General features: G+C 45.9%; 23 protein-coding genes. 19 read left to right on the top strand and 4 right to left on the bottom strand.

The features are described from left to right. The first annotated feature begins 34 nt into the window (after positions 1-34). The gene (locus FLM53_RS12000) at positions 35-541 is read left to right on the top strand and encodes a hypothetical protein (protein ID WP_016791308.1); all 507 of its coding nucleotides are present in this window, start codon (positions 35-37) and stop codon (positions 539-541) included. Between the two features lie 125 nt (positions 542-666). Here FLM53_RS12000 and FLM53_RS11995 read toward each other — a convergent pair whose 3' ends face one another. From FLM53_RS11995 to FLM53_RS11985, 3 genes are read right to left on the bottom strand one after another with little or no spacing between them, the layout of a single operon-like run. Further along, on the bottom strand, positions 667-1,908 hold the full coding sequence (locus FLM53_RS11995) for an NAD(P)/FAD-dependent oxidoreductase (RefSeq protein WP_176681823.1): 1,242 nt from the start codon (positions 1,906-1,908) through the stop codon (positions 667-669). Between the two features lie 25 nt (positions 1,909-1,933). Then, entirely contained in the window at positions 1,934-3,007 is a 1,074-nt protein-coding gene (locus FLM53_RS11990; RefSeq protein WP_176681824.1) for a methyltransferase, read from the bottom strand. Between the two features lie 29 nt (positions 3,008-3,036). Then, the gene (locus FLM53_RS11985; RefSeq protein WP_019824137.1) at positions 3,037-3,426 is read right to left on the bottom strand and encodes a hypothetical protein; all 390 of its coding nucleotides are present in this window, start codon (positions 3,424-3,426) and stop codon (positions 3,037-3,039) included. Between the two features lie 72 nt (positions 3,427-3,498). On the opposite strand from FLM53_RS11985, the gene FLM53_RS11980 reads away from it, so the two are divergent. The 18 genes from FLM53_RS11980 (at position 3,499) to FLM53_RS11895 (ending at position 19,693) form a co-directional block, all read left to right on the top strand. Then, complete coding sequence (locus FLM53_RS11980) at positions 3,499-4,281, top strand: beta-ketoacyl synthase chain length factor (RefSeq protein WP_176681825.1); 783 nt, start codon at positions 3,499-3,501, stop codon at positions 4,279-4,281. Continuing rightward, a complete protein-coding gene (locus FLM53_RS11975; RefSeq protein ID WP_176681826.1) occupies positions 4,282-5,052 on the top strand; it encodes a 1-acyl-sn-glycerol-3-phosphate acyltransferase in 771 nt (256 codons plus the stop codon). A 105-nt stretch (positions 5,053-5,157) separates the two neighbouring features. Continuing rightward, positions 5,158-5,418, top strand: a complete 261-nt coding sequence (locus tag FLM53_RS11970) for a phosphopantetheine-binding protein (RefSeq protein ID WP_176681827.1) — start codon at positions 5,158-5,160, stop codon at positions 5,416-5,418. A 10-nt stretch (positions 5,419-5,428) separates the two neighbouring features. After that, on the top strand, positions 5,429-5,686 hold the full coding sequence (locus tag FLM53_RS11965) for an acyl carrier protein (protein ID WP_004739745.1): 258 nt from the start codon (positions 5,429-5,431) through the stop codon (positions 5,684-5,686). Continuing rightward, positions 5,686-6,243 (top strand): septation protein IspZ, encoded by a 558-nt coding sequence (locus FLM53_RS11960; protein ID WP_176681828.1) that lies wholly within the window; start codon positions 5,686-5,688, stop codon positions 6,241-6,243. Before FLM53_RS11965 ends, FLM53_RS11960 begins: the two co-directional genes overlap by 1 nt. 6 nt (positions 6,244-6,249) lie before the next feature. Next, positions 6,250-7,638 (top strand): AMP-binding protein, encoded by a 1,389-nt coding sequence (locus FLM53_RS11955; RefSeq protein ID WP_176681829.1) that lies wholly within the window; start codon positions 6,250-6,252, stop codon positions 7,636-7,638. Positions 7,639-7,726: 88 nt separating this feature from the next. Then, positions 7,727-8,089: a 3-hydroxyacyl-ACP dehydratase gene (locus FLM53_RS11950; protein ID WP_176681830.1), complete on the top strand. Its 363-nt coding sequence runs from the start codon at positions 7,727-7,729 to the stop codon at positions 8,087-8,089. Next, positions 8,082-9,881: a glycosyltransferase gene (locus FLM53_RS11945; RefSeq protein WP_176681831.1), complete on the top strand. Its 1,800-nt coding sequence runs from the start codon at positions 8,082-8,084 to the stop codon at positions 9,879-9,881. The genes FLM53_RS11950 and FLM53_RS11945 overlap by 8 nt, the downstream gene beginning before the upstream one ends. Then, positions 9,859-11,403 carry a histidine ammonia-lyase gene (gene hutH, locus FLM53_RS11940; protein WP_176681832.1) on the top strand — a complete coding sequence of 515 codons (1,545 nt, stop codon included), beginning with the start codon at positions 9,859-9,861 and terminating at the stop codon, positions 11,401-11,403. Before FLM53_RS11945 ends, hutH begins: the two co-directional genes overlap by 23 nt. Before the next feature lie 72 nt (positions 11,404-11,475). Further along, a complete protein-coding gene (locus FLM53_RS11935; RefSeq protein WP_176681833.1) occupies positions 11,476-11,979 on the top strand; it encodes a thioesterase family protein in 504 nt (167 codons plus the stop codon). Beyond that, positions 11,966-12,652: an outer membrane lipoprotein carrier protein LolA gene (locus FLM53_RS11930; protein WP_176681834.1), complete on the top strand. Its 687-nt coding sequence runs from the start codon at positions 11,966-11,968 to the stop codon at positions 12,650-12,652. Before FLM53_RS11935 ends, FLM53_RS11930 begins: the two co-directional genes overlap by 14 nt. Then, positions 12,624-14,996: an MMPL family transporter gene (locus tag FLM53_RS11925; RefSeq protein WP_176681835.1), complete on the top strand. Its 2,373-nt coding sequence runs from the start codon at positions 12,624-12,626 to the stop codon at positions 14,994-14,996. The genes FLM53_RS11930 and FLM53_RS11925 overlap by 29 nt, the downstream gene beginning before the upstream one ends. Beyond that, entirely contained in the window at positions 14,993-15,616 is a 624-nt protein-coding gene (locus FLM53_RS11920; protein ID WP_176681836.1) for a DUF3261 domain-containing protein, read from the top strand. Before FLM53_RS11925 ends, FLM53_RS11920 begins: the two co-directional genes overlap by 4 nt. A gap of 5 nt (positions 15,617-15,621) precedes the next feature. Beyond that, complete coding sequence (locus FLM53_RS11915) at positions 15,622-16,821, top strand: beta-ketoacyl-[acyl-carrier-protein] synthase family protein (protein WP_176681837.1); 1,200 nt, start codon at positions 15,622-15,624, stop codon at positions 16,819-16,821. Next, positions 16,814-17,278 carry a hotdog family protein gene (locus tag FLM53_RS11910; protein ID WP_176681838.1) on the top strand — a complete coding sequence of 155 codons (465 nt, stop codon included), beginning with the start codon at positions 16,814-16,816 and terminating at the stop codon, positions 17,276-17,278. The genes FLM53_RS11915 and FLM53_RS11910 overlap by 8 nt, the downstream gene beginning before the upstream one ends. Beyond that, a complete protein-coding gene (locus tag FLM53_RS11905; protein WP_176681839.1) occupies positions 17,275-18,000 on the top strand; it encodes a 3-ketoacyl-ACP reductase FabG2 in 726 nt (241 codons plus the stop codon). The genes FLM53_RS11910 and FLM53_RS11905 overlap by 4 nt, the downstream gene beginning before the upstream one ends. Further along, positions 17,997-19,220, top strand: coding sequence for a beta-ketoacyl-ACP synthase (locus FLM53_RS11900; RefSeq protein ID WP_176681840.1), 1,224 nt, complete (start codon positions 17,997-17,999; stop codon positions 19,218-19,220). Before FLM53_RS11905 ends, FLM53_RS11900 begins: the two co-directional genes overlap by 4 nt. 8 nt (positions 19,221-19,228) lie before the next feature. After that, entirely contained in the window at positions 19,229-19,693 is a 465-nt protein-coding gene (locus FLM53_RS11895; RefSeq protein WP_176681841.1) for an Sbal_3080 family lipoprotein, read from the top strand. Positions 19,694-19,782: 89 nt separating this feature from the next. Here FLM53_RS11895 and gltX read toward each other — a convergent pair whose 3' ends face one another. Then, the gene (gene gltX, locus FLM53_RS11890) at positions 19,783-21,210 is read right to left on the bottom strand and encodes a glutamate--tRNA ligase (RefSeq protein WP_176681842.1); all 1,428 of its coding nucleotides are present in this window, start codon (positions 21,208-21,210) and stop codon (positions 19,783-19,785) included. Positions 21,211-21,405: the final 195 nt, after the last annotated feature.

Here is a 21,405-nt window from a genome sequence, read left to right as displayed (position 1 = left end):
CCTTATTAATAACATAATCATCATTTAGCAAACTATGAGCCAGAATAATCTAATTGGTGCTACCGGTTACCGCTTTATCTCGAAAGGTAAAACCGCTTTTAAGATCCACATTCATACACCCGAAGACACTGTGCTACACAGATCTGTCGGCTTTGTTCGTATGGGTGAAGACAAGGCACTGAAGAAAACCATTAAGTTAAGAGATGAACTGGGCAGAGAGCTTTGGGGTAAGTTTTGGCCTAAAGTCCTCAAAGAGCCCTACTTGATGACGCGCCTACCTCATAGTTTAGAGCCTAAAATCGTATTCAAACCAAACCCAACGCAGAGTGACCCCGAACACCGTGATGAGTGTTATATCGCCAAATGGCGTGTGTTCTCTGAGAATGGTGATTACAAATACAAAACTAAGGTGTGCTCAATCAGAAAGCACGGTCGACTTGCCGCTTATAGCCAAACCAAACGCGCACTGCTTGATGCTCACAAAGATGTGATCGATTTGCTCGTTTTTATGGGACGATTGAACAGCATCGACCTAAAGTAGCTTTCACTCGATTGAATTGAATTTCCATACTTTCAGATACAAAAACAGCCGCATTTGCGGCTGTTTTTATTTTTAGGTTAGTCACCTTGGTGCTTGAAGATGTTCTCACACACGGAATAGACCACCTAGCTTCGGCAGATCTCTGCCAGTGTCGTCAATCGGCGTTTTGAGTCTTTCACATAAGGATTGGTTTGATCCCATGCGTAGCCCGCTAAAATAGAGCACACCATTTGTTTAATCTTCGGGTTTGGATCTTGATAGAAAATCACATCCTGCAAGGTACCTGAGTACCACCCTTCAACATACGTTCTAAAGGTGTTTACGCCAACCATCAACGGATCTGCATAATCGCGTTCCCAATCAACCTTCTCACCGTTAAGCTGCTTTTCCACACACTCAACCGCAAACTGTGCCGACTTCATCGCAATCGTCACGCCCGATGAGAACACAGGATCAAGGAACTCCCCCGCATTACCCAGCAATGCGTATTTGTTTGTCGCAAGATGTTTCACGTTAGCTGAATAACCACCGATTTCACCCGCAGGGTTTGGGTACTCAGCGTTTGCCAGTATCTCAGCCAAACCCGGCTCTTCCATTGCCAATTGCTTGATCGCGGCAATCTTATCTTCTGGGTAAGATTCAAAGAACTTAGGCTCCCCCACCACACCAAATGAAGACACTCCGTTGCTAAACGGTATCAACCAATACCAAACATCAGGGTTGGTTGGGTGCACAGATATAAGAATTTTATTGCGGTCATATTCAAGGTCGGTATCCACCTCTGCAATATGATCGTTAATGTGGGTGAAAATGGCTTTGCGAGGAGGAAGCGATGACGGCTCTTCCAAATCAAGCATTTTCGGTAGCACTCGACCAAAGCCACTGCCATCCAGAACGTACTGCGCTTCTAGCTGATAGCGTTCTCCATCAAGTACTTGAACCTCTAAAATGGTGCGATTGTCTGTGAAGTTAATCCCCATCAACTCATGTTGGTAATCAATAGCGACACCTTGCGCCTCGGCAGTGTCTGCTAACACCTTATCAAAGGCGCCGCGCTGAACCTGAAATGTAGTTCCCGGCCCAGCAGAGAACTTATCCTCAAAATTAAACGCGGTATAAATGCCATTTTTACGAAAGGCTGCGCCATCTTTGTATTGGAAGTTGGCGTTGATTACTGCATCAGCCATCCCAGCCTGTTCAATCACTTCCATACAAGCGGGTAACAGGCTTTCACCAATAGAAAAGCGCGGGAATACGCTCTTTTCAATCACTCGAACATCGATGCCTTTTTTATGAAGCAAAGACGCAGCAATAGACCCTGATGGTCCAGCTCCGATGATAACTACTTGAGTTGACAGTTTTTTCATTAATTTAAGCCATGTTTGTTATTTTTTATTGCGCGCCAGCTTTCAATTCAAGCAGTGTATGACCAAGACCGATATCGTCGGTACGTGTCACTACTTCAAAGCCAGCTTCTTCAACGATCTCTAAGAAGTCTTCACTGCGGTAAAAACGGCTGTTGCCATTGGCCAAGCACGTAAAGTACAGCGAAGTCGCGTTTAAGCTATAAGAAGCCGCATCGTATTTCTGTGCATCCCAGAACAGTTCAAGGATATAGACCGTCGTTTCTTCTGACATATGAGAGCGAACACGCTTTAATATGCTCAGAATCTCCATTGGCGAGAAGCAATCAAGGAATTGGCTCATCCACCACACATCCGCGCCTGTCGGCAACGCTTGCTGTTTGTCGAGCATGTTGGCAGGGAATGGCGTTACTCTATCTTGGTGACCATGTTGCTTAGCGTTTGCCATTGCCATTTCTAGCTGCTGCGGAAGATCGACAATGGTGACTTCAACGTCTGCATCGTGATTGCAGCACTGCATTGCCCATTTACCCGTGTTACCGCCAATATCCACCAGCGTTTTAGGTTCCTTGCTAAAGACCTTCTCGAGCAGTACAGGGAATGAACGATCGGAATAGAAGTGATCAAACTTGAACCAGCTCTCTTTTGCTTTTTCTGGCAATTGAGACAAGCCTTGGTAAATAGTTTCCCAATCACCCAGCTCTTTTAAGCCTGCAGGTGTACCTTCTTCAATCGCTTCCGTTAAATGCATCATCGCGGCGTAACAAACATCAGCAGTGAAATCCATGTTTGCGTTAGTCATGCCATCATGCAAAAGGTAGAAGCCAAGGTTAGCCATTTTGTAGTTAGGCTTTTCCCAAGTCACAATATGAGCACTCAACGCCATATCGAGCAGAACTTTCACGCCGTACTCGGATACTCCGGTTAATTCAGAAAGCGTCTCTGCTGGTAAACCATCACTACCCGCATCATCCAAGGCTTTTAAAATACCTAAATCACGAAGTGTACGAGCAGTATGAAAAACAATAGGAGCGAAAGACAATTTTTGAGCTTCTGTTTTTGCTTCTAATGCATTGAATGGATCTAATTTATATTCCGACACGAAAAACCTAACTTTAAAATAATAGAGGGTTACTCTGCAGCCATTTGTGCAAGCTTACGTTTAATATCAACGTTTAAGTTATTAACCCAGCGGTTGTAATTACGGTGTATTTCACCATCGTCATACTTCAAATTCTCTGATTCAACGTAAAGAATAGAGTAAAACTTGTCGCTATAAGGAATTTCAACCACAGCATGGTGTGAGCGAACATACAGTTCTGCACGGATCAAGCCAGGTTTTATTTCTGAAACCAACCAGCCTCGATTCTCAGCCGATTCATAAATAGCTGATTTCACCTGTTTACTTTGAAGATTAAGTGCAACTGGAGTATCCTCAACATTCATTACAGGTTGGACACGTCCACACCCTGCAAGAACGAATATGAATAACATTGAAACGGCTATTTTTAGTAATTTCATTTAAATTCCTTATCTGTGTTTATTTATAAGCACGCATAGTATTTAGTTAGACCCAAAGCAAATCAATACTCTATGTCAAATCAGTCCCAATTAATGTCGTTCAATATTGAGAAATGGTCTGCAAATTCTGCCGGTCTCAATTCCGATGCCGAATGGCAAGCGTGGAGCACTCATTTAGATTGGCCACAAGACGGCTCAACGGAATTCAAAGCGATCCCTCCTATGATGCGCCGCCGAATGAGCCTACAAAGTAAGCTTGCCGTCCAAACCGCATTAACGCTATTAAAAGACACCTCGATTGATTATCTGGTTTTTGCCAGCCGACACGGTGAACTGCACCGAACTGCGACATTGATTCAGTCGATATTGGAAGGTGACGATGCCTCACCAATGGCCTTCTCACAGTCGGTACACAATACCGCTGCCGGGCTAACCACCATTGCCGCAAAAGCGCCGATTCCATTGACCTCTATTGCTGCTGGGCAAGATACTTTCCATAACGCTCTGATTGAAGCTTATCTTTACCTTCACCAATACCCGTCGCATCGTGTGTTAGTTATCGATTTCGACCAACCTCTACCTGAGCTCTACCAAGAGTTCGAAACTCAAAGTTATGCCGACTATGCGCTGGGTTTAGTGCTCACCTCTGGCAATGACTACTCGGTATCAAGAGCCGCATCGATATCAAGAAACGTATCGTTATCAAAAGCCGTAACCAGCGAAAACTCAGAAGCTGAGTTGCCTCAAGGCCTGCAATCGCTACAGAACATCCTTCAAGACTCAAAGAGCTGGACAGTGGCAGGCAAACACCAAGATTGGACTTGGGTAAATAACGCTAAAGCCGGAGCAGTATAAATGAGCAAGGTCGACCAATATTGGCGAGTATTCGCGACAGGCCTCTGCTTCACCATCTTCGGTTTAGGTGGCTTAGTGCTGAGCTTCTTGATCTTGCCATCGATCGCACTCATCACGTCAGACACCATTCAACGAGAGCTTAAGGCTCAGCGATTGATTCGTTTTTCATTCAATGCGTTCTGCCAGATCATGAGATTCACTGGCGCGATTGATTACCGAATTGATGGTGCGGAACTACTGCGTGAAGATCGCAACTGCATCATCGTCGCCAATCACCCAAGCTTGATTGACTATGTGCTGATCGCCTCTCAACTTCCTCAATGTGATTGCCTCGTTAAAGCGGCCATTTGGGAAAACCCATTTATGAAGAGGATCGTCAAAGCCGCGGGTTATATTCCTAACCAAACACCTGACGATCTTTTAGAACGCTGTGAAGAACGCTTTTCTCGTGGAAACGTACTGCTTGTTTTTCCCGAGGGAACTCGCACAACGCCCGGAATTGAACCATCCTTACAGCGTGGTGCCGCACAAATCGCGACTCGAACACAAACCGATTTACGCGTGATTCATATTACAGTTTCTCCGACATTCTTAACGAAAGAAAAAAAATGGTATCAAGTTCCTGCTACGAAACCCTTTTTTCATGTCGCGGTGAAAGGTAAAATAGAAGTCGCACCATTTATTGAGAATTCGAATAATTTAACTTCGGCAGCAAGACGCCTTAATCATCATCTTGCACACACTATTTTCCCTTCCGAAGAAAACATTTAGTTCCTCAATATAACAACAGGCGATATCAGCATTTCGAAAATACCTCGCATAATGTAGAATCGCCCCCTTAAAGCAGCATTTAGATAAAGCATTAAGTAGGCCAAAGTGGAAACATTACACAACGAACTGAAACAACTGATCATCGACGCATTGAACCTTGAAGATATGAGCATCGATGAGATTGAAACGGAAGCTCCACTATTTGGTGATGGACTTGGATTAGATTCTATTGATGCGCTAGAGCTTGGTCTTGCTATCAAGAAAAAGTACAACGTTGTTATCGATGCCGATGACTCAAATACTCGCCAGCATTTTGCATCGGTTGAAAACCTAGCGAACTACATCTCATCTCAAACGAACAACTAGACAGATCTTTATGACACAAGCTAACCAACAAGAAGTATACAACCAGGTTAAAGATGCGCTTATCGAGCTGTTCGAGCTTGACGCTGAAGATATCACGCCAGAAGCTCATCTCTATCTTGATCTAGACCTAGACAGCATTGATGCGGTTGATTTGGTCGTTCATCTACAGAACGTAACAGGTAAGAAGATCAAGCCTGAAGAGTTCAAAGCAGTACGCACCGTTAATGACGTTGTAGAATCTGTGGTTGAACTATTGAAGGACGCATAATGCGTCCTCTGCTGACTTTACTGTCGGCAATCATACTTTTCACTTATCCAATAGCGGTTTACTTTGGACTCAACAAGTTTGGCCTACAAACCGTTGGTATCGCCTTGGCCGCTATCTTTGCTGTCCGCATTTTCACCGGCGGTCAGGCTAAAATCAAAGAGCTAAAACACCTAGCTTGGATCAGTGGAAGTGCCGGTATTGTTCTGCTGGCCTTGGGCTTAGCCTTTAAGCAACATGGCTGGCTAACTTATTATCCCGTTATCGTTAATGTTTGTATGCTGGTCGTATTCGCTTCAAGCCTATGGCAACCACAAACCATTATCGAACGCCTTGCTCGCCTTCAAGAGCCTGAACTTCCGCAAAGTGGCGTTGATTATACGCGAAAAGTCACCAAAATTTGGTGCTTGTTCTTTGTTATCAATGGCTCTATCGCCCTTTGCACCTGCTTCCAACCTCTTGAAATATGGACCCTCTACAATGGCTTACTGAGCTATTTATTCGCCGGGTTACTCTTTGCAGGAGAGTGGGTAGTAAGACAGCGCATTCGTCAGAGTTAAATTGTTATGACCCAAACCGTATCTTACACCTCGTTATCTGAGCTTCTCAGCCAAAACAGAGCCCCTGAATCTATTGTCTGCTTTGACGACAATAGCGAGATTACGTGGCAAACCTTTAACGACGACTTATCTCAACTCGTGCACCTTTTATCTTCATCCCCTTTACAACGAGTTGCGATTTGTACCCAAGATAGCTACCTATTTTCGATAGCATTTTTGGCGTGTGCAGCAGCCAACAAACACATCATCTTACCGGGTAACTACCAACCTTGTGCGCTTGCTGAGTTAAGTGAACAGTTTGATTGCCTGCTAGTTGATGACTCGATTGGCGAAGTTGAGGTGAGTGACGTTCGCAATATCCAAACCTTATTGGACTCAAGCACCGAAGTACAAAAGCTTCTAACCGATGATCTTACGACCATTGATTTGGCAACTGTCCCATTAACTCTGTTTACTTCAGGTTCAAGTGGTACGCCAAAAGCGATAGATAAAACGTTAGAACACCTAGATATTGAGACCGCTCAGTTAAACAAAAACTGGGGCGAATTACTCAAAGGAAACCGAATCCAAAGCACCGTTTCTCATCAACATATCTATGGTTTGCTGTTTAGAATCTTATGGCCGCTATGTTCTGGGGTTCCATTTGCTCGACACAACCTTGAATACCCAGAACAGATCTTGTCTCACGCAAATCAAAACTGTGTGCTGATCAGCAGCCCTGCGCTACTCAAACGACTAAAGCACGAGACCAACAAGGTACAACTTGCAGGAATCTTCTCTTCGGGTGGTCCATTGCCTACCGAGTCGGCTCACCAGTCACAAGATCTACTTGGTCATTTACCGATTGAAGTCTTTGGTAGCACAGAAACAGGTGGTATCGCATTTCGACAGCAAGAGAGCGCTCAAACCCCTTGGCAGCTTTTTGACTGTATTAAGGCTAGTCTCAACAGTGAGAATTGCATTAAGTTATTGTCGCCCTACATAGATAAGAACAACTGGTACCAAACCGCTGATGAGTGCGAAATGGTCTCGGAGAATCAATTCATATTGAAGGGCCGAACCGACCGAGTGATCAAGATAGAAGAGAAACGAGTATCACTGGTTGAAGTGGAGAAACGACTTGAGCAACTGCCTTGGATAAGCGAATGCGTGGTAATTCCATTTGAGGAGCCTGAGCGATTAATCTTGGCCTCGGTTTTGGTATTATCAGATGAAGGCCAAGCGACTTTATCGACCAGGAGCAAAGGTAAATTCTGGTTGATGCTGCGTACAGAACTCAGAAAGTGGTTAGAACCAATCGCTATCCCACGAAAGTACCGTATTGTTGATGAGATTCCTCTCAACAGCCAAGGCAAGCGATTAACATCTCACATAGAACAGCTGATAAAATCATAGAAACCGCTGATCGTATTTTACACTGAGATTATCTTTTTATATTTTTGTCAAAGAACCAATATTTGCCCAAGGATTCTAAGCACGCCCTATGGATAAGAGAAAACCAAACATCATTGCTGTAGATACGGTAGAGAATGAATCGACCCTGACACTTAATGTTAGCGCAGATATCACCGATTTTAAGGGGCACTTCAAGAGCTTCCCTATTCTACCGGGCGTCACGCAAATCGATTGGGCACTTCACTACGCTGTCCAAGAGCTAAACGTCCCTGGTTTCTTTAAAGGCATGGAAGTGATCAAGTTCCAAGAGCCTATCCTGCCTGACGCTACAATCCAGTTATCACTCAAATGGGATGTAGACAAAGACAAGCTCAGCTTCAGTTACACCTCAAACAACGGTGAACAGACCCACTCTTCAGGCAAAATGAAGCTGGGAGAGAAAAGTGAATAGCGCTCCCGTCGAGGTTACTTCTCAACACCCAACAAAAGAAAGCAGCTACAACGCTTGCTTCCTTATCCCGTGCTTTAACCATGGCGCAACCATGCCTGCTGTGGTCTCGTCGCTCCATCACTTTGAGTTGCCGATCATCATCGTCGACGATGGCAGTGAACTCACCACAAAACAGTTTCTGGCTCCCCTAGCAGAGAATTCAAACGTAACCTTGGTCACGCTTGAGCAAAACCAAGGTAAAGGCGGCGCAGTAAAAGCCGGTATCAAAAAAGCGCACGAACTCGGTTTTAGCCACGCCATTCAGATAGATGCTGATGGGCAACACGACCTTGAAGCCTTACCAGCATTGATTGAGGCATCACAAGCTAAACCACAACGTCTGATATCAGGCCAGCCTGTCTACGACGAGAGTGTGCCTAAAGCAAGGCTCTACGGGCGCTACGCGACACACATTTGGGTATGGATAGAAACCCTTTCTTTATCAATTAAAGACAGCATGTGTGGCTTTAGAGCTTACCCAATCAACCAAACACAAGCGGTGCTTAGCAAATACGATGTTGGTTCGAGAATGGACTTCGATATCGAGATTTTGGTTCGCCTGTATTGGGAAGGTTGCGACATCGACTTCGTTGAAACTCGAGTCATCTATCCTGAAAATGGCATCTCTCATTTCGATGCGTTGTGGGATAACGTCAAAATCAGTTGGATGCATACGCGTCTTTTCTTCGGCATGTTGCCAAGAGCCCCAAAACTGATTGCCCGCCATTTCAAATCCGATTCAGCTGATAATAACCAAAGTTTATCGACGGATTCAGAACCGCAGGCTTCTGAACAACCCCACTGGTCTCGCACTCAAGAACGCGGCACAGTATTAGGCATCAAGCTGTTATTAACCATCTATACCTTGTTAGGTCGCGGTGTGTTCAACCTCATTCTGCGTGGTGTGATGCGTTACTACCACTTAACAGGCAAGCGCGCTCGAAACGCTTCTGAACAATACTTGTTTCAACTAAAGGCGTACGCAGAGCAGCAGAACATAGAATTACCTACAGAGCTAACCAGTTATAACCACCTGCTTTCGTTTGGGCATACGATGCTCGACAAGCTTGCGGCATGGAAAGGCGATTTCTCAGCAGAGAACCTCACTATTCATGGCCAAGACCAGTTCGAAAATATGGTAGCAAACCAGCAAGGTGTACTGATTTTAGGCTCGCACCTAGGCAACATCGAATTGTGTCGCGCTTTGGGTCGCAGGCACTCGAACATCAAAATCAATGCTTTGGTTTTTACAGAGCACGCAGAACGTTTTAACTCTGTGATGAAAGCCGTGAACCCGCAGTCTGACTTAAACTTGATTCAAGTGACCTCGATGGGGCCTGATACAGCAATCTTGTTACAGCAGAAGTTGGAGCAAGGCGAATGGATCGTGATTGTTGGCGATAGAACTTCCACCAGCAAAGAGAGCCGCTCGGTATGGGCAGAGTTCTTAGGTAAGGAAGCTCCGTTCCCTCAAGGACCATTTATGTTAGCCTCGGTTCTCAAAGCACCCGTATTTTTACTGTTTGGTTTACGTGACGACTCGCAGAAAAAACCGCACTTTAATGTCTATTTTGAGCATTTTAGCGACAAAATCGAATTACCTAGAAAGACCCGCGAACAATCTTTAAAGCAAGTCGTTCAACAATACGCAGACCGACTTCAGCACTACACACTGAAAGCACCGCTTCAGTGGTACAACTTTTTTAATTTTTGGACATTGAGCAAGCACCATGACGAAAAAGAATCCAAATAGCATCACCTTTGGTGCCGAACACCTCACGATTGAGGATGTTGTCGCTATCTCACAAGGCGCGAAAGCCTCGATGAACTCAAGTGAAGCATTCATATCTAAGATCGACCGTGGTGTCGCTTTCTTAGAACGCCTACTGAAAGAAGAAGGCGTGATTTACGGTGTAACGACGGGTTACGGTGACTCTTGTACGGTTGCGATTCCGCCAAGCCTTGTTGATGAACTTCCTCTTCACCTTACACGCTTCCATGGTTGTGGCTTAGGTGAAATACTGTCTCACGAGCAAGCTCGAGCAGTTCTTGCAACTCGTCTTTGTTCGCTATCACAAGGCGTATCTGGTGTGACTCACGATCTACTTAACCAGATCGTTACCCTAATCAACCAAGACATCTCACCGCGTATTCCTCAAGAAGGATCAGTGGGTGCCAGTGGCGATTTAACACCTCTCTCTTACTTAGCAGCCGCGCTGATTGGTGAGCGTGATGTTATATACAAAGGTGAAGTGCGCCCAACCAGTGACGTCTACAAAGAGCTAGGCATTAGCCCTATCAAGCTTAAGCCAAAAGAAGGCTTGGCATTGATGAATGGTACGTCTGTGATGACGGCATTAGCTTGTATCGCTTATAAGCGCGCGGAATATCTAGCTCAGCTATCGACCAAGATCACCGCTATGGTATCTGTCGGTATGCATGGCAATGACTTCCACTTCGATGAAGCGCTGTTCGCAGTGAAACCTCATCCAGGTCAACAACAAGTTGCGGCATGGCTACGTGATGATCTGCAAGCAGATCGCCCACCACGTAACAGTGATCGCCTACAAGATCGTTACTCTCTGCGTTGTGCTCCACATGTTATCGGTGTGGTTCAAGACTCTCTACCTTGGCTTCGCCAGATGATTGAGAACGAACTAAACAGTGCCAACGACAACCCAATTATCGATGGTGATAATGAGCGCGTACTGCACGGTGGACACTTCTACGGTGGTCATATCGCGATGGCAATGGACACGCTAAAAACAGCCGTCGCGAACCTTGCTGACCTGCTTGATCGCCAAATGGCGCAGCTAATGGACTACAAGTTCAATAACGGCCTGCCATTCAACCTAACAGGCGCTGAAGGTGAGCGTAAGCCAATCAACCACGGATTCAAAGCGGTACAGATCGGCGTGTCAGCTTGGACAGCAGAAGCACTGAAACACACCATGCCTGCAAGCGTATTCTCTCGCTCAACTGAGTGTCACAACCAAGACAAAGTGAGCATGGGTACTATTGCAGCTCGTGACTGTTTACGTGTTCTAGAGCTAACCGAACAAGTAGCAGCAGCCTCACTACTTGCAGGTACACAGGCGCTTGAGCTTCGTAAACGCCACAATGAACTTGATGAGCACCACATGAGTGAGAACCTCAAGCACATTCGCGACGAAGTACTGAAAGAGTTTGAGTTTATTGTCGAGGATCGCCCGCTTGAAGGCGATCTGCGCCACTTTATTTCTCGTATTCAAAGTCAGCATTGGTCACTTTATTAAAAGAACTTTACTCATAGAGTAGTTAACCTCATAAAGTAGCTACCCCTTTACGCATATTGTTGAGAGCGATTTATGTCTGAAATCCTTCATCCATTACAATCTGAGGTGACACTTATCACCTCATTCCAAGATGCCGACCCAATGGGCGTGATCTATCACGGTAACTACTTCCGATTTTTTGAGGAAGTAAGACGCATCATGATGGATAAGATTGAGTACAACTATCATGAGATGAAGGATTCTGGCTACATGTGGCCTATCATCGACACGCGCGTGAAATACATTAAGGCGATACCGTTTAATCACGAGATTAAGGTAACGGCGAAGCTCACCGAGTGGGAAAACCGCCTGCGAGTTGATTATGAAATTCATGATGCTCTAACAGGCGCTCGCATGACACGAGCACACACCATGCAGGTTGCCGTGACCATTGAAGAACAAGAGATGTGTTTCGCTTCTCCGAAAGTGTTTACCGATAAAGTCGAGCACTGGCACCAGTTTGGTTGCTTACCTCTAGCTGCTGAACATCAATCTCAAGCCTCTAACCCACAACAGGTGAATCATGAGTCTGTTTAAACGCAGTCGTAAACATATTAGCGTCTTGCTGTTAGGACTCGCTGCGATGATGGCAAGTGGCCTTGCTACTGCTAATCAGAACACAGCTTCCGTCGGTTCTATTTCAGAACTGCAAACGGTGTTGAGCGAAAATAGCATTGTGCGTGGCGAGTTTACTCAAACACGAAATATGGAAATGTTCGCCCAACCTTTGACGTCGCAAGGTACATTCCTGTTAGACAAATCAAGTGGCCTACTTTGGACGCAAACCACACCGTTTCCCGTGAACTTAGTGCTCACTGATAACAAACTGAGTCAAAGTTTTGCTGATCAACCCGCGAAAATCATCACCGATAAAGAAAACCCAATGGCATTTTATTTCAGCCATATTTTCCTATCGGTGTTCCACGGTGACACACAAAAACTTCAAGAACAATTCTCTCTGTCATTCGAGCCTGCAGTAATACAAAGCCCAGACGAGAATACAGGCAACAATTCGTGGACACTTACCCTAACGCCAAAAAATGCGCCAATGAATGCAGTATTTGAAGCCATCACACTACAAGGCAACAGTGATATTGAGCGAATCGAGCTAAAAGAGATTCGTGGAGATAGCACGGTGATCGAATTCAGCCAGCTAAGCCATCAACCGGAAGTATTGTCAGATGCCGAAGCGCAACAATTTCAACTCTAAGCTTGCCCTTGTTTGGCTAGTTATCGTGGTGCTTTTTAGCGGACTGTTGATCAAACAGTTCGCTTTTTCTTCCTCAGTGCCCATCGAAAGCAACATCATGAAATTGCTACCTGAGAATCAGCAAGATCCTATGGTTGAACAAGCTTTTCAGCAGATTTCCAACTCGATGAGTGAGCAAGTGGTGTTCATCTTGAGCGGCTCTGATATCAAGAGCACTATGGCGGCAACCCAAGCCTTTGAGAAATCGCTCAATCAAGACGCCTTTTCTGACAGTTCAGCTCTCTTCAAACATGTTCAAGGCAAGATCAACGCCAGTACACAAAGCCAATGGAGCGACTTCTATTTTCGTCATCGCGCTCAACTGCTGACCGAACAACAGAAAGAAACATTAACTCATGCACCAGAATCACGTGCTCAATATGTGATTCAATCCTTGTACAACCCTTTTTCAGGCGTGACAGCGACCGAGTTAACCTTAGACCCGTTCCTGTTATTTCGTGACTATATAAGCGAGGTCGGCACCCGTTCGAGTAACTTTGGGATTAAAGAAGGTTATCTAACCGCACAATCACAAGATCAATCACACATTCTTGTTACCGCGACGTTAGCAGGCTCTCCTTATAGCTTAGCGATTCAAGAACAACTTCCAGCATTAGATACTTTAGAGCGAGAAGTTGAGAAGCAATTTGACGTCAAAGTTCAGCACACTGGTGTGGTTTTCTACGCAAATTACGGTACCCAAAGTGCGAAGTCTGAAATCAGTACCATTGGCTTAGGCTCATTGGCGGGCGTGATTCTATTAGTGTGGTTGACGTTTCGTAGCGCACTGCCGCTTGCCTTGTCTTTGCTCTCAATCAGCACGGGATTATTGGTCGCATTGGCGAGCACCGTCGCTATCTTCGGTAAGGTCCACCTATTCAGCTTGGTGTTTGGCGCAAGCTTAATTGGCGTATCCATCGATTACTCTTTTCACTACCTCACTGACCGTTTGGCAGCGGGAAGTCAGTGGCAGAGTGATAAAGGCCTAAAGCATATCTTCATTGCGATTACTCTAGGTTTAATCACCAGCTTGATCGGATATCTAGGGCTGCTGGTTGCCCCCTTCCCTGGTCTACAACAACTCGCTCTGTTCTCGTCTATCGGGCTTATTGCCGCTTATGCCAGTGTGGTGTGTTGGTACCCAGTATTGGCCTTCAAACCAAGCCAAGAGCGTGCGCTACCGTTGGCTAGCCTTTGGTGCACATGGCTAAACTGGTGGAGCAATCCCAAATTTAGAATCGGCTTACCTTTAATAGTGACCGTGGTGAGTTTGGCGTCAATCAGCCAAGTTCGTTATGACGACGATATCCGCCAGCTACAAGCGATGCCTGAACAACTAAAACAGCAAGAGCAAGCCATCTCAGAAATCTCTGGCCTAGGTAGCGCTCAAAACATGCTTTTAGTGACGGCGAACAGCAATCAGGCGTTACTGAACAAATTAGCGTTGATCAGCTCGAAGTTAGATTCGTTGGTCGATCAGCAAGGCATCTCAGGTTATCGCAGCGTCAATCAGCACCTGCCAAGTGAGCAAGAGCAGCACGACAACTATCAGTTGGTTAAGAAACTCTACGCTAACCAAAGCGCTACCTTACAAACCACACTCGGTTGGTCGAGCTTCCCAGAGCTACCAAAATACCACCCCATCACACTGGATGAGTTTTTGGCATCTCCAGTATCAGAGCCGATTCGCCCACTTTGGTTGCAACCCATCGATAACCAAGCGGCATCGGTCATCATGATCAAAGAGGTCACTGATTCTGATCTATTCTCAAATTGGTTAGGTTCAAATTTTGCTCAACAACAAGGTGTGAAATACCTCAATAAAGCCGATGAAATCTCATATCTGTTCGCTGAGTACCGCGTCAAAATTACCGAGCTGTTACTGATAGCATTAGCGGCTATTGGCATGGTGTTAGGTTGGCGCTATGGCGTGAAACAAAGTCTGTTGATGCTGCTGCCGTCATTGATTGCAGGCGTTGCGGGTTTGGCGGTGACTGGAGCTTTGGGCTCAACACTGAACCTATTTAATCTATTAGGTTTGATTCTAATTTTAGGGATTGGTATCGACTACACCCTGTTCTTTGCTGAGCAGAAGAAGTCGCTGAGCACATTATTAGCGATCACCTTATCGGGTCTCACAACATTGCTTTCATTCGGCTTACTGTCGTTGAGCCAGACTCATGCCATTCATAGCTTCGGCATTACCGTGTTAACCGGTATTTTTGTGGCGTGGCTTCTTTCCCCACTCGCAATCAACAGCGAACAGGCCACAGAAAAAACTAAACCTCGCGAGGCCTTTAGATGAACAACACAATCAAGATAGCACTCACCGTCGTGCTAGGGTTACTACTCAACGCCTGTTCAATGGTTTCTCAACAACCGACAGGTGCAAGTGTCGCAATCGATCAAGAGACAGAATTAGCCCTACCTCTTCCTGGGGATCTTGGGTACTCATTGACGGCAAGTCAGTTGATTAGCGCGACTTGGCAAGACGACACCCAACAGTTACCTGTTCAAGTTGAAGTCACTCCCGAAAAGGTCGTTTTAGCGGGCTTCTCTTCTTGGGGTACGCGCATCCTATCGCTGCAATACCAAAACCAAGCTATTAAAACACAAGTGCTATCTGGCCTTGGGGCTACACTGCCGCAGCCCGAACAGGTACTGTTTAATTTAATGCTCACCTTATGGCCAACAGAAGCGTGGGCTCAGCCTCTACAAAGTATCGGCTGGCACTTAGTCGACACAGACAACAGCCGCACCGTGTTTGATGACAACCAGCAGGCAATCATTCGAATTGATTACCAAGCCGATCCTGGTACACACAAAACGACAGGCAATATTGTGTTCAAACATTTGACCCAAGGCTACATCATCACTATACAAACGTTGAACTCAACGATTGTCGATAACCCAAGTAAGAGCTAAACACTATGCCTATTTATATCCAAGACTGTGGTTTCCACTCAGCGTTAGGCGCAAGTATTGCTGACATTCATGGATGTCTCAAAGACGAACGTGAATCAAACATGGTTGAAGTGAGCGATATGCTGAACGACGGCAAGCACACTGTCGTTGGTAAGGTAGCAAGCGAGCTACCAGAGATTCCACCAGCTCAAGCGGAATACGCCACTCGCAATAATCAATTGGCGCTGTCGGCTCTAAAACAAATTGAAAACTCTGTCGAACAAGCAAAATCGCAATTTGGTGCAGACAGAATTGCAGTAGTTATCGGCACCAGTACTTCGGGTATCTCAGACGGTGAGGCAGCATTCAAACATAAGCTGGCACACGGTGAATTTCCTGATGATTACCACTACTCGAAACAAGAGTTAGGCAATACCTCTGAATTCGTTAGCCAATATTTGTCATTAACCGGGCCAAGCTACGCGATCTCGACCGCCTGCTCATCGAGTGGCCGTGTATTTCTCACTGCCCAACGTTTATTAGATTCAGGAATGGCTGATGCTGTGTTGGTTGGCGGTGTTGATACGCTGTGTAAGCTGACGCTCAATGGTTTTCATGGTCTTGAAGCCCTTTCGACCACACATTGTAAGCCATTTAGCCAATCTCGAGATGGCATCAACATTGGTGAGGCAGCGGCGTTTATGTTGCTCAGTAAAACAAAGCTCGCACCAACAAGTCCAACCCAAAACTCACCGTATATTGCCTTATTAGGCTGTGGTGATAGCTCTGATGCACACCATATTTCAGCGCCTCACCCTGAAGGAAATGGCGCTGAGCAAGCCATGAGAAAAGCGTTAAATTCTGCAAGCTTACAAGCAGAAGACATCGGTTACATTAATGCTCACGGCACTGCGACACCACTCAATGATTCAATGGAAAGCAAAGCCATCCACCGTATTTTTGCAAACAAGGTTCCCGTTAGCTCAACCAAGCCGCTCACCGGGCATACTCTAGGAGCAGCAAGTGCGATTGAAGCTGCAATTGCGTGGCATATTTTGAAATATGACTTACCGCTTCCCTTACAAAAATGTCAGGATAAAGCTGAAGATATTGAGATTGATTTGGTAAACTGTGCGCAGAAACTTAAAGTAAAGAACATCTTAAGCAACTCATTCGCTTTTGGTGGCAACAACATTAGCCTGATTTTTGGTGTAGTAAATGACTGATATCCCTTCTGTAGACCAACTCCTCCCTCACGATGATCCGATGATATTAATCGATCGTGCTATCAGCGTAGAGGCGTTGTCGATCCACTGTCAGGTTGATATTGGTGACCACAATCTGTTCTTTGACGCCGAATCTCAAACGGTCCCCGCTTATGTTGGCATCGAGTTTATGGCGCAATCTGTAGCGGCATGGTCTGGATACCACGCACTCAAAAACGATACCACTCCTCCAATCGGATTCTTACTCGGCTCTCGTCGCTACAAATCACTGTGCGATAAGTTTACTCAAGGTCAGACCCTTGATATCTACGCCGAACAGCTTATGGAAGACAGCGGTATGGCTGTGTTTACCGCAAGAGTCGAAGACCAAGGCGAGTTGGTGGCTCAATGCCAACTCAACGTTTACGTGCCGACCGAACAAAAATTACAAGAAATGAAAACTAGGAGCCCATCATGACCCGTCAGGTTTTAGTCACTGGTGCCAGCAAAGGCATTGGTAAAGCGATCGCTATTCAACTCGCGAAAGACGGATTTGAAATTGCCGTTCATTACATGGGTGACAAGCAAGGTGCTGAAGAGACTCTACAATCGATCACCGAACTGGGTGGCGCAGGGCGTCTTATCCAATTTGATATCAGCAACCGCAGCGAATGTCGCGAAAAGCTTGAGTCTGATATTGCAGAGCACGGCGCTTACTACGGTGTGGTAAACAACGCGGGTATTACTCGCGACACTGCGTTCCCTGCTATGACAGAAGAAGAGTGGGATGGCGTGATCCATACCAACCTAGACAGCTTCTACAACGTACTTCACCCTTGTGTGATGCCTATGGTGCAAAAGCGTAAAGGTGGCCGTATCGTCACGCTAGCGTCTGTATCAGGCATCATGGGTAACCGCGGTCAAACCAACTATGCAGCAGCAAAATCAGGTGTGATTGGCGCGACTAAGTCTCTTGCTCTAGAACTCGCAAAACGCAAGATCACCGTAAACTGTGTGGCTCCAGGCTTAATCGATACCGGTATGGTTGACGAACACGTAAAAGATCATGCGCTTCCTCAAGTACCACTGCGCCGAATGGGTGAGCCGGAAGAAGTGGCAGGCCTAGTCAGCTACCTAATGTCTGATATTGCAGGCTACGTAACTCGCCAAGTGATTTCAGTTAATGGAGGCTTAGTATGACCCACCGCGTTGTTGTAACAGGTATGTCTGGCGTAACTGCCTTTGGTAACGACTGGCAGCACATCGAACCAAAACTAAAAGCCTGTGAAAATGCCACACAATATATGCCAAGCTTTGAGCAGTATGATGGTCTGAACACAAAGCTTGCCGCGCCTATTGATGACTTCCAACTGCCTAAACACTATAAGCGTAAGCAAGTACGTGGCATGGGCCGTGTATCGCGTCTAGCCACTGTTGCTACTGAGAATGCACTCGAGCAAGCAGGGCTGATTGGCCACGACATTTTGACCAATGGTGAGACTGGTATCGCTTACGGCTCTTCTACTGGCAGTACTGATGCCGTTGGCGCGTTCGGTGTGATGCTGAACGAAAAGTCGACACGAGCAATCACAGCAACCACTTACGTTCAAATGATGCCACACACAGCTGCGGTAAACGTAGGTCTGTTCTTTGGTCTACGCGGCCGTGTGATTCCTACCAGCAGCGCCTGTACTTCTGGAAGCCAAGCCATTGGCTATGCCTATGAAGCGATCAAGCACGGTTACCAAACCGTAATGGTTGCCGGTGGAGGTGAAGAGCTGTGCCCTACTGAGTCTGCCGTTTTCGATACCCTTTTTGCTACCAGTTTAAAAAACGACACACCCAAGAAATCCCCTAGCCCATACGACAGCGAGCGTGATGGCTTGGTTATCGGTGAAGGTGCCGGTACGCTTGTTCTTGAAGAGTATGAACATGCTGTTGCTCGCGGTGCAAAGATCTACGCTGAAATCATTGGTTTTGCTAGCAACTGCGATGCCGCTCATGTGACCCAACCTCAGATGGAAACCATGCAAGTTTGTATGGAGAAAGCATTGAGAGACGCACAGCTTCCTGCTGAGAAGATTGGCTATGTTTCTGCGCACGGTACGGCGACTGAAAAAGGCGATATTGCAGAGAGTAACGCGACAGCGAATATCTTTGGTGAAGTGCCAATCAGCTCTCTCAAGAGTTACTTTGGTCATACGCTTGGCGCGTGTGGTGCGATTGAAGCGTGGTTAAGTCTAGAGATGATGCACAGCGGTTGGTTCAGCCCAACCCTAAACCTTGAGAATGTCGATGAGCAATGCGGCAAGCTAGATTACATCACAGGCTCTGGTCGCGAATTGGATGTTGAATACCTGATGAGCAACAACTTTGCTTTTGGCGGAATCAACACTTCAATCATCTTCAAAAAAATCTAGGATAGATAATGAAAAATTGGTTAGTTGCTGCTGTTGTCGTTTTACTCGCAGGTTGTAGTGCCCCTAAGTATTCAGGAAACGCACTGCCTGAGGCAAATACAATCGAACAGGTTACGATAGTTGAGGACGAGAAAACTCGTGCGGTCTTCCTCGATTCAATGCTCGACTGGTGTCTGAATAACCAAGTCAAATGTAAGGTCGTTGCCGACGGTTCAGAGCACAATCCAGAAGATATTACGCTAGATTACGTATCTCGTTGGAGTTGGGATTTCAGAACCTTTGTCGCAGACGCTAAGATCTCGGCTTATCAAGATCAGCAGCGCGTAGGCAATGTTGATTTTAAAGCTCCGAATAGCGGCAACTTTTCGAAATTTGGTGACGATATGGAGCGCATCAAAGCGATGATGGACATCTTATTCGATAAGAAAACAGCCGCGCAAGCGACTCAAATGATTGCCGAAGACCAGCTATAACGAAGTTGTTTAGATAATAAAGCTCGAGACAAATAAAAAGGGTCAGTAACCACGTTACTGACCCTTTTTTGATTCTAGCAATCACTCAATTAAGCGTTAGCTTCACGCTCAGCAATGAACTCAAGAGCCATCTTGATGCGAGCGATTACGCGCTCTTTACCAACAAGCTCCATCACCGCATCAACAGAAGGAGACTGACCGCCGCCTGTTACTGCTACGCGAAGTGGCATACCGATTTTACCCATGCCGATCTCTAGCTCTTCACATACTGCTGCAATCACACCGTCTTTGATGTTTACAGTAGTGAAATCTTCAAGTGCTTCAACTTTAGCAAGAGCAAGTTCTAGTGGGCCTTTAGCAACACCACGTAGGTGTTTCTTCGCTGCGCCAGCTTCAAACTCAGAGAAATCTTCGTAGAAGTAACGAGATTGCTCAGCAAGTTCGATAAGCGTGTTACAACGCTCGCCAACTAGCTTGATCACTTCAGTGATAGCTGGGCCGCTTGTTGTATCGATCTTCTGTGCGTCTAGGTGCCATTGCAGGTATTTTGCAACGTACTCAGGCTCAGAAGTCTTGATGTAGTGGTTGTTCAACCAAAGTAGCTTGTCAGTGTTGAATGCAGATGCAGACTTGCTGATTGCGTTTAGGCTGAAGAACTCAATCATCTCTTCTTGAGAGAAGATCTCTTGGTCACCGTGAGACCAACCTAAACGAACTAGGTAGTTGTTTAGTGCATTTGGTAAGTAACCTTCGTCGCGGTATTGCATTACAGAAACAGCACCGTGACGCTTAGAAAGTTTCGCACCGTCATCACCTAGAATCATTGCACAGTGAGCGAACGTTGGAACTGGCGCGCCTAGTGCTTCATAGATGTTGATTTGACGAGGTGTGTTGTTGATGTGATCTTCACCACGAACAACGTGTGTAATACCCATATCCCAGTCATCCACTACAACTACGAAGTTGTATGTTGGTGCGCCGTCTGTACGACGAATGATTAGGTCATCAAGTTGGCTGTTAGCGATTTCGATGCGACCACGGATTTGGTCATCAAATACTACGCTGCCTTCTTTAGGGTTACGGAAACGGATAACGCACGCATCGCCTTCTTTTGCTGCTTCGTTTGCTGCAACAATTTTAGGGTGGTTAGCATCGTAGCGAGCCATCTCTTTGTTTTCTTCTTGCTGTGCACGAATTTCATCAAGCAGCTCTTTGGACGCGTAGCATTTGAATGCTTTGTCTTCAGCAAGTAGCTTATCAACCATTTCGTTGTAACGGTCAAAACGCTTAGATTGGTAGTAAGGACCTTCGTCCCATTCCATACCCATCCATTGCATGCCTTCTAGAATTGCATCAACCGCTTCTTGAGAGTTACGCTCAAGGTCTGTGTCTTCGATACGTAGAACGAATTCACCGCCTTGGTTTTTAGCGAATAGCCAAGAGTAAAGTGCAGTACGTGCACCACCAACGTGAAGATAGCCAGTTGGGCTAGGAGCAAAACGAGTTTTAACCGTCATTTAAATACCTTGATTATGTAGGTGATTCTTTTAGTGGAGCCGATTACAAAGCCTGTAATGGCCAAATATCACTAAATTTTGGGCGCTATTTTATCACCACCGCTTAAATCTACAATCAGTAGTGAATGATTAATGTGCTGTTGTTGTACGAAAGCGATTATAGAAAGCCGAATTCCGCCTTCAAAGTAGCAAAAC

The organism is Vibrio sp. Scap24 (genome assembly GCF_013394185.1).
Lineage (GTDB): Bacteria > Pseudomonadota > Gammaproteobacteria > Enterobacterales > Vibrionaceae > Vibrio > Vibrio pomeroyi.
The sequence above is the reverse complement of the archived record's forward strand: the minus strand, read 5'-3'. Positions and strand labels throughout refer to the sequence as shown.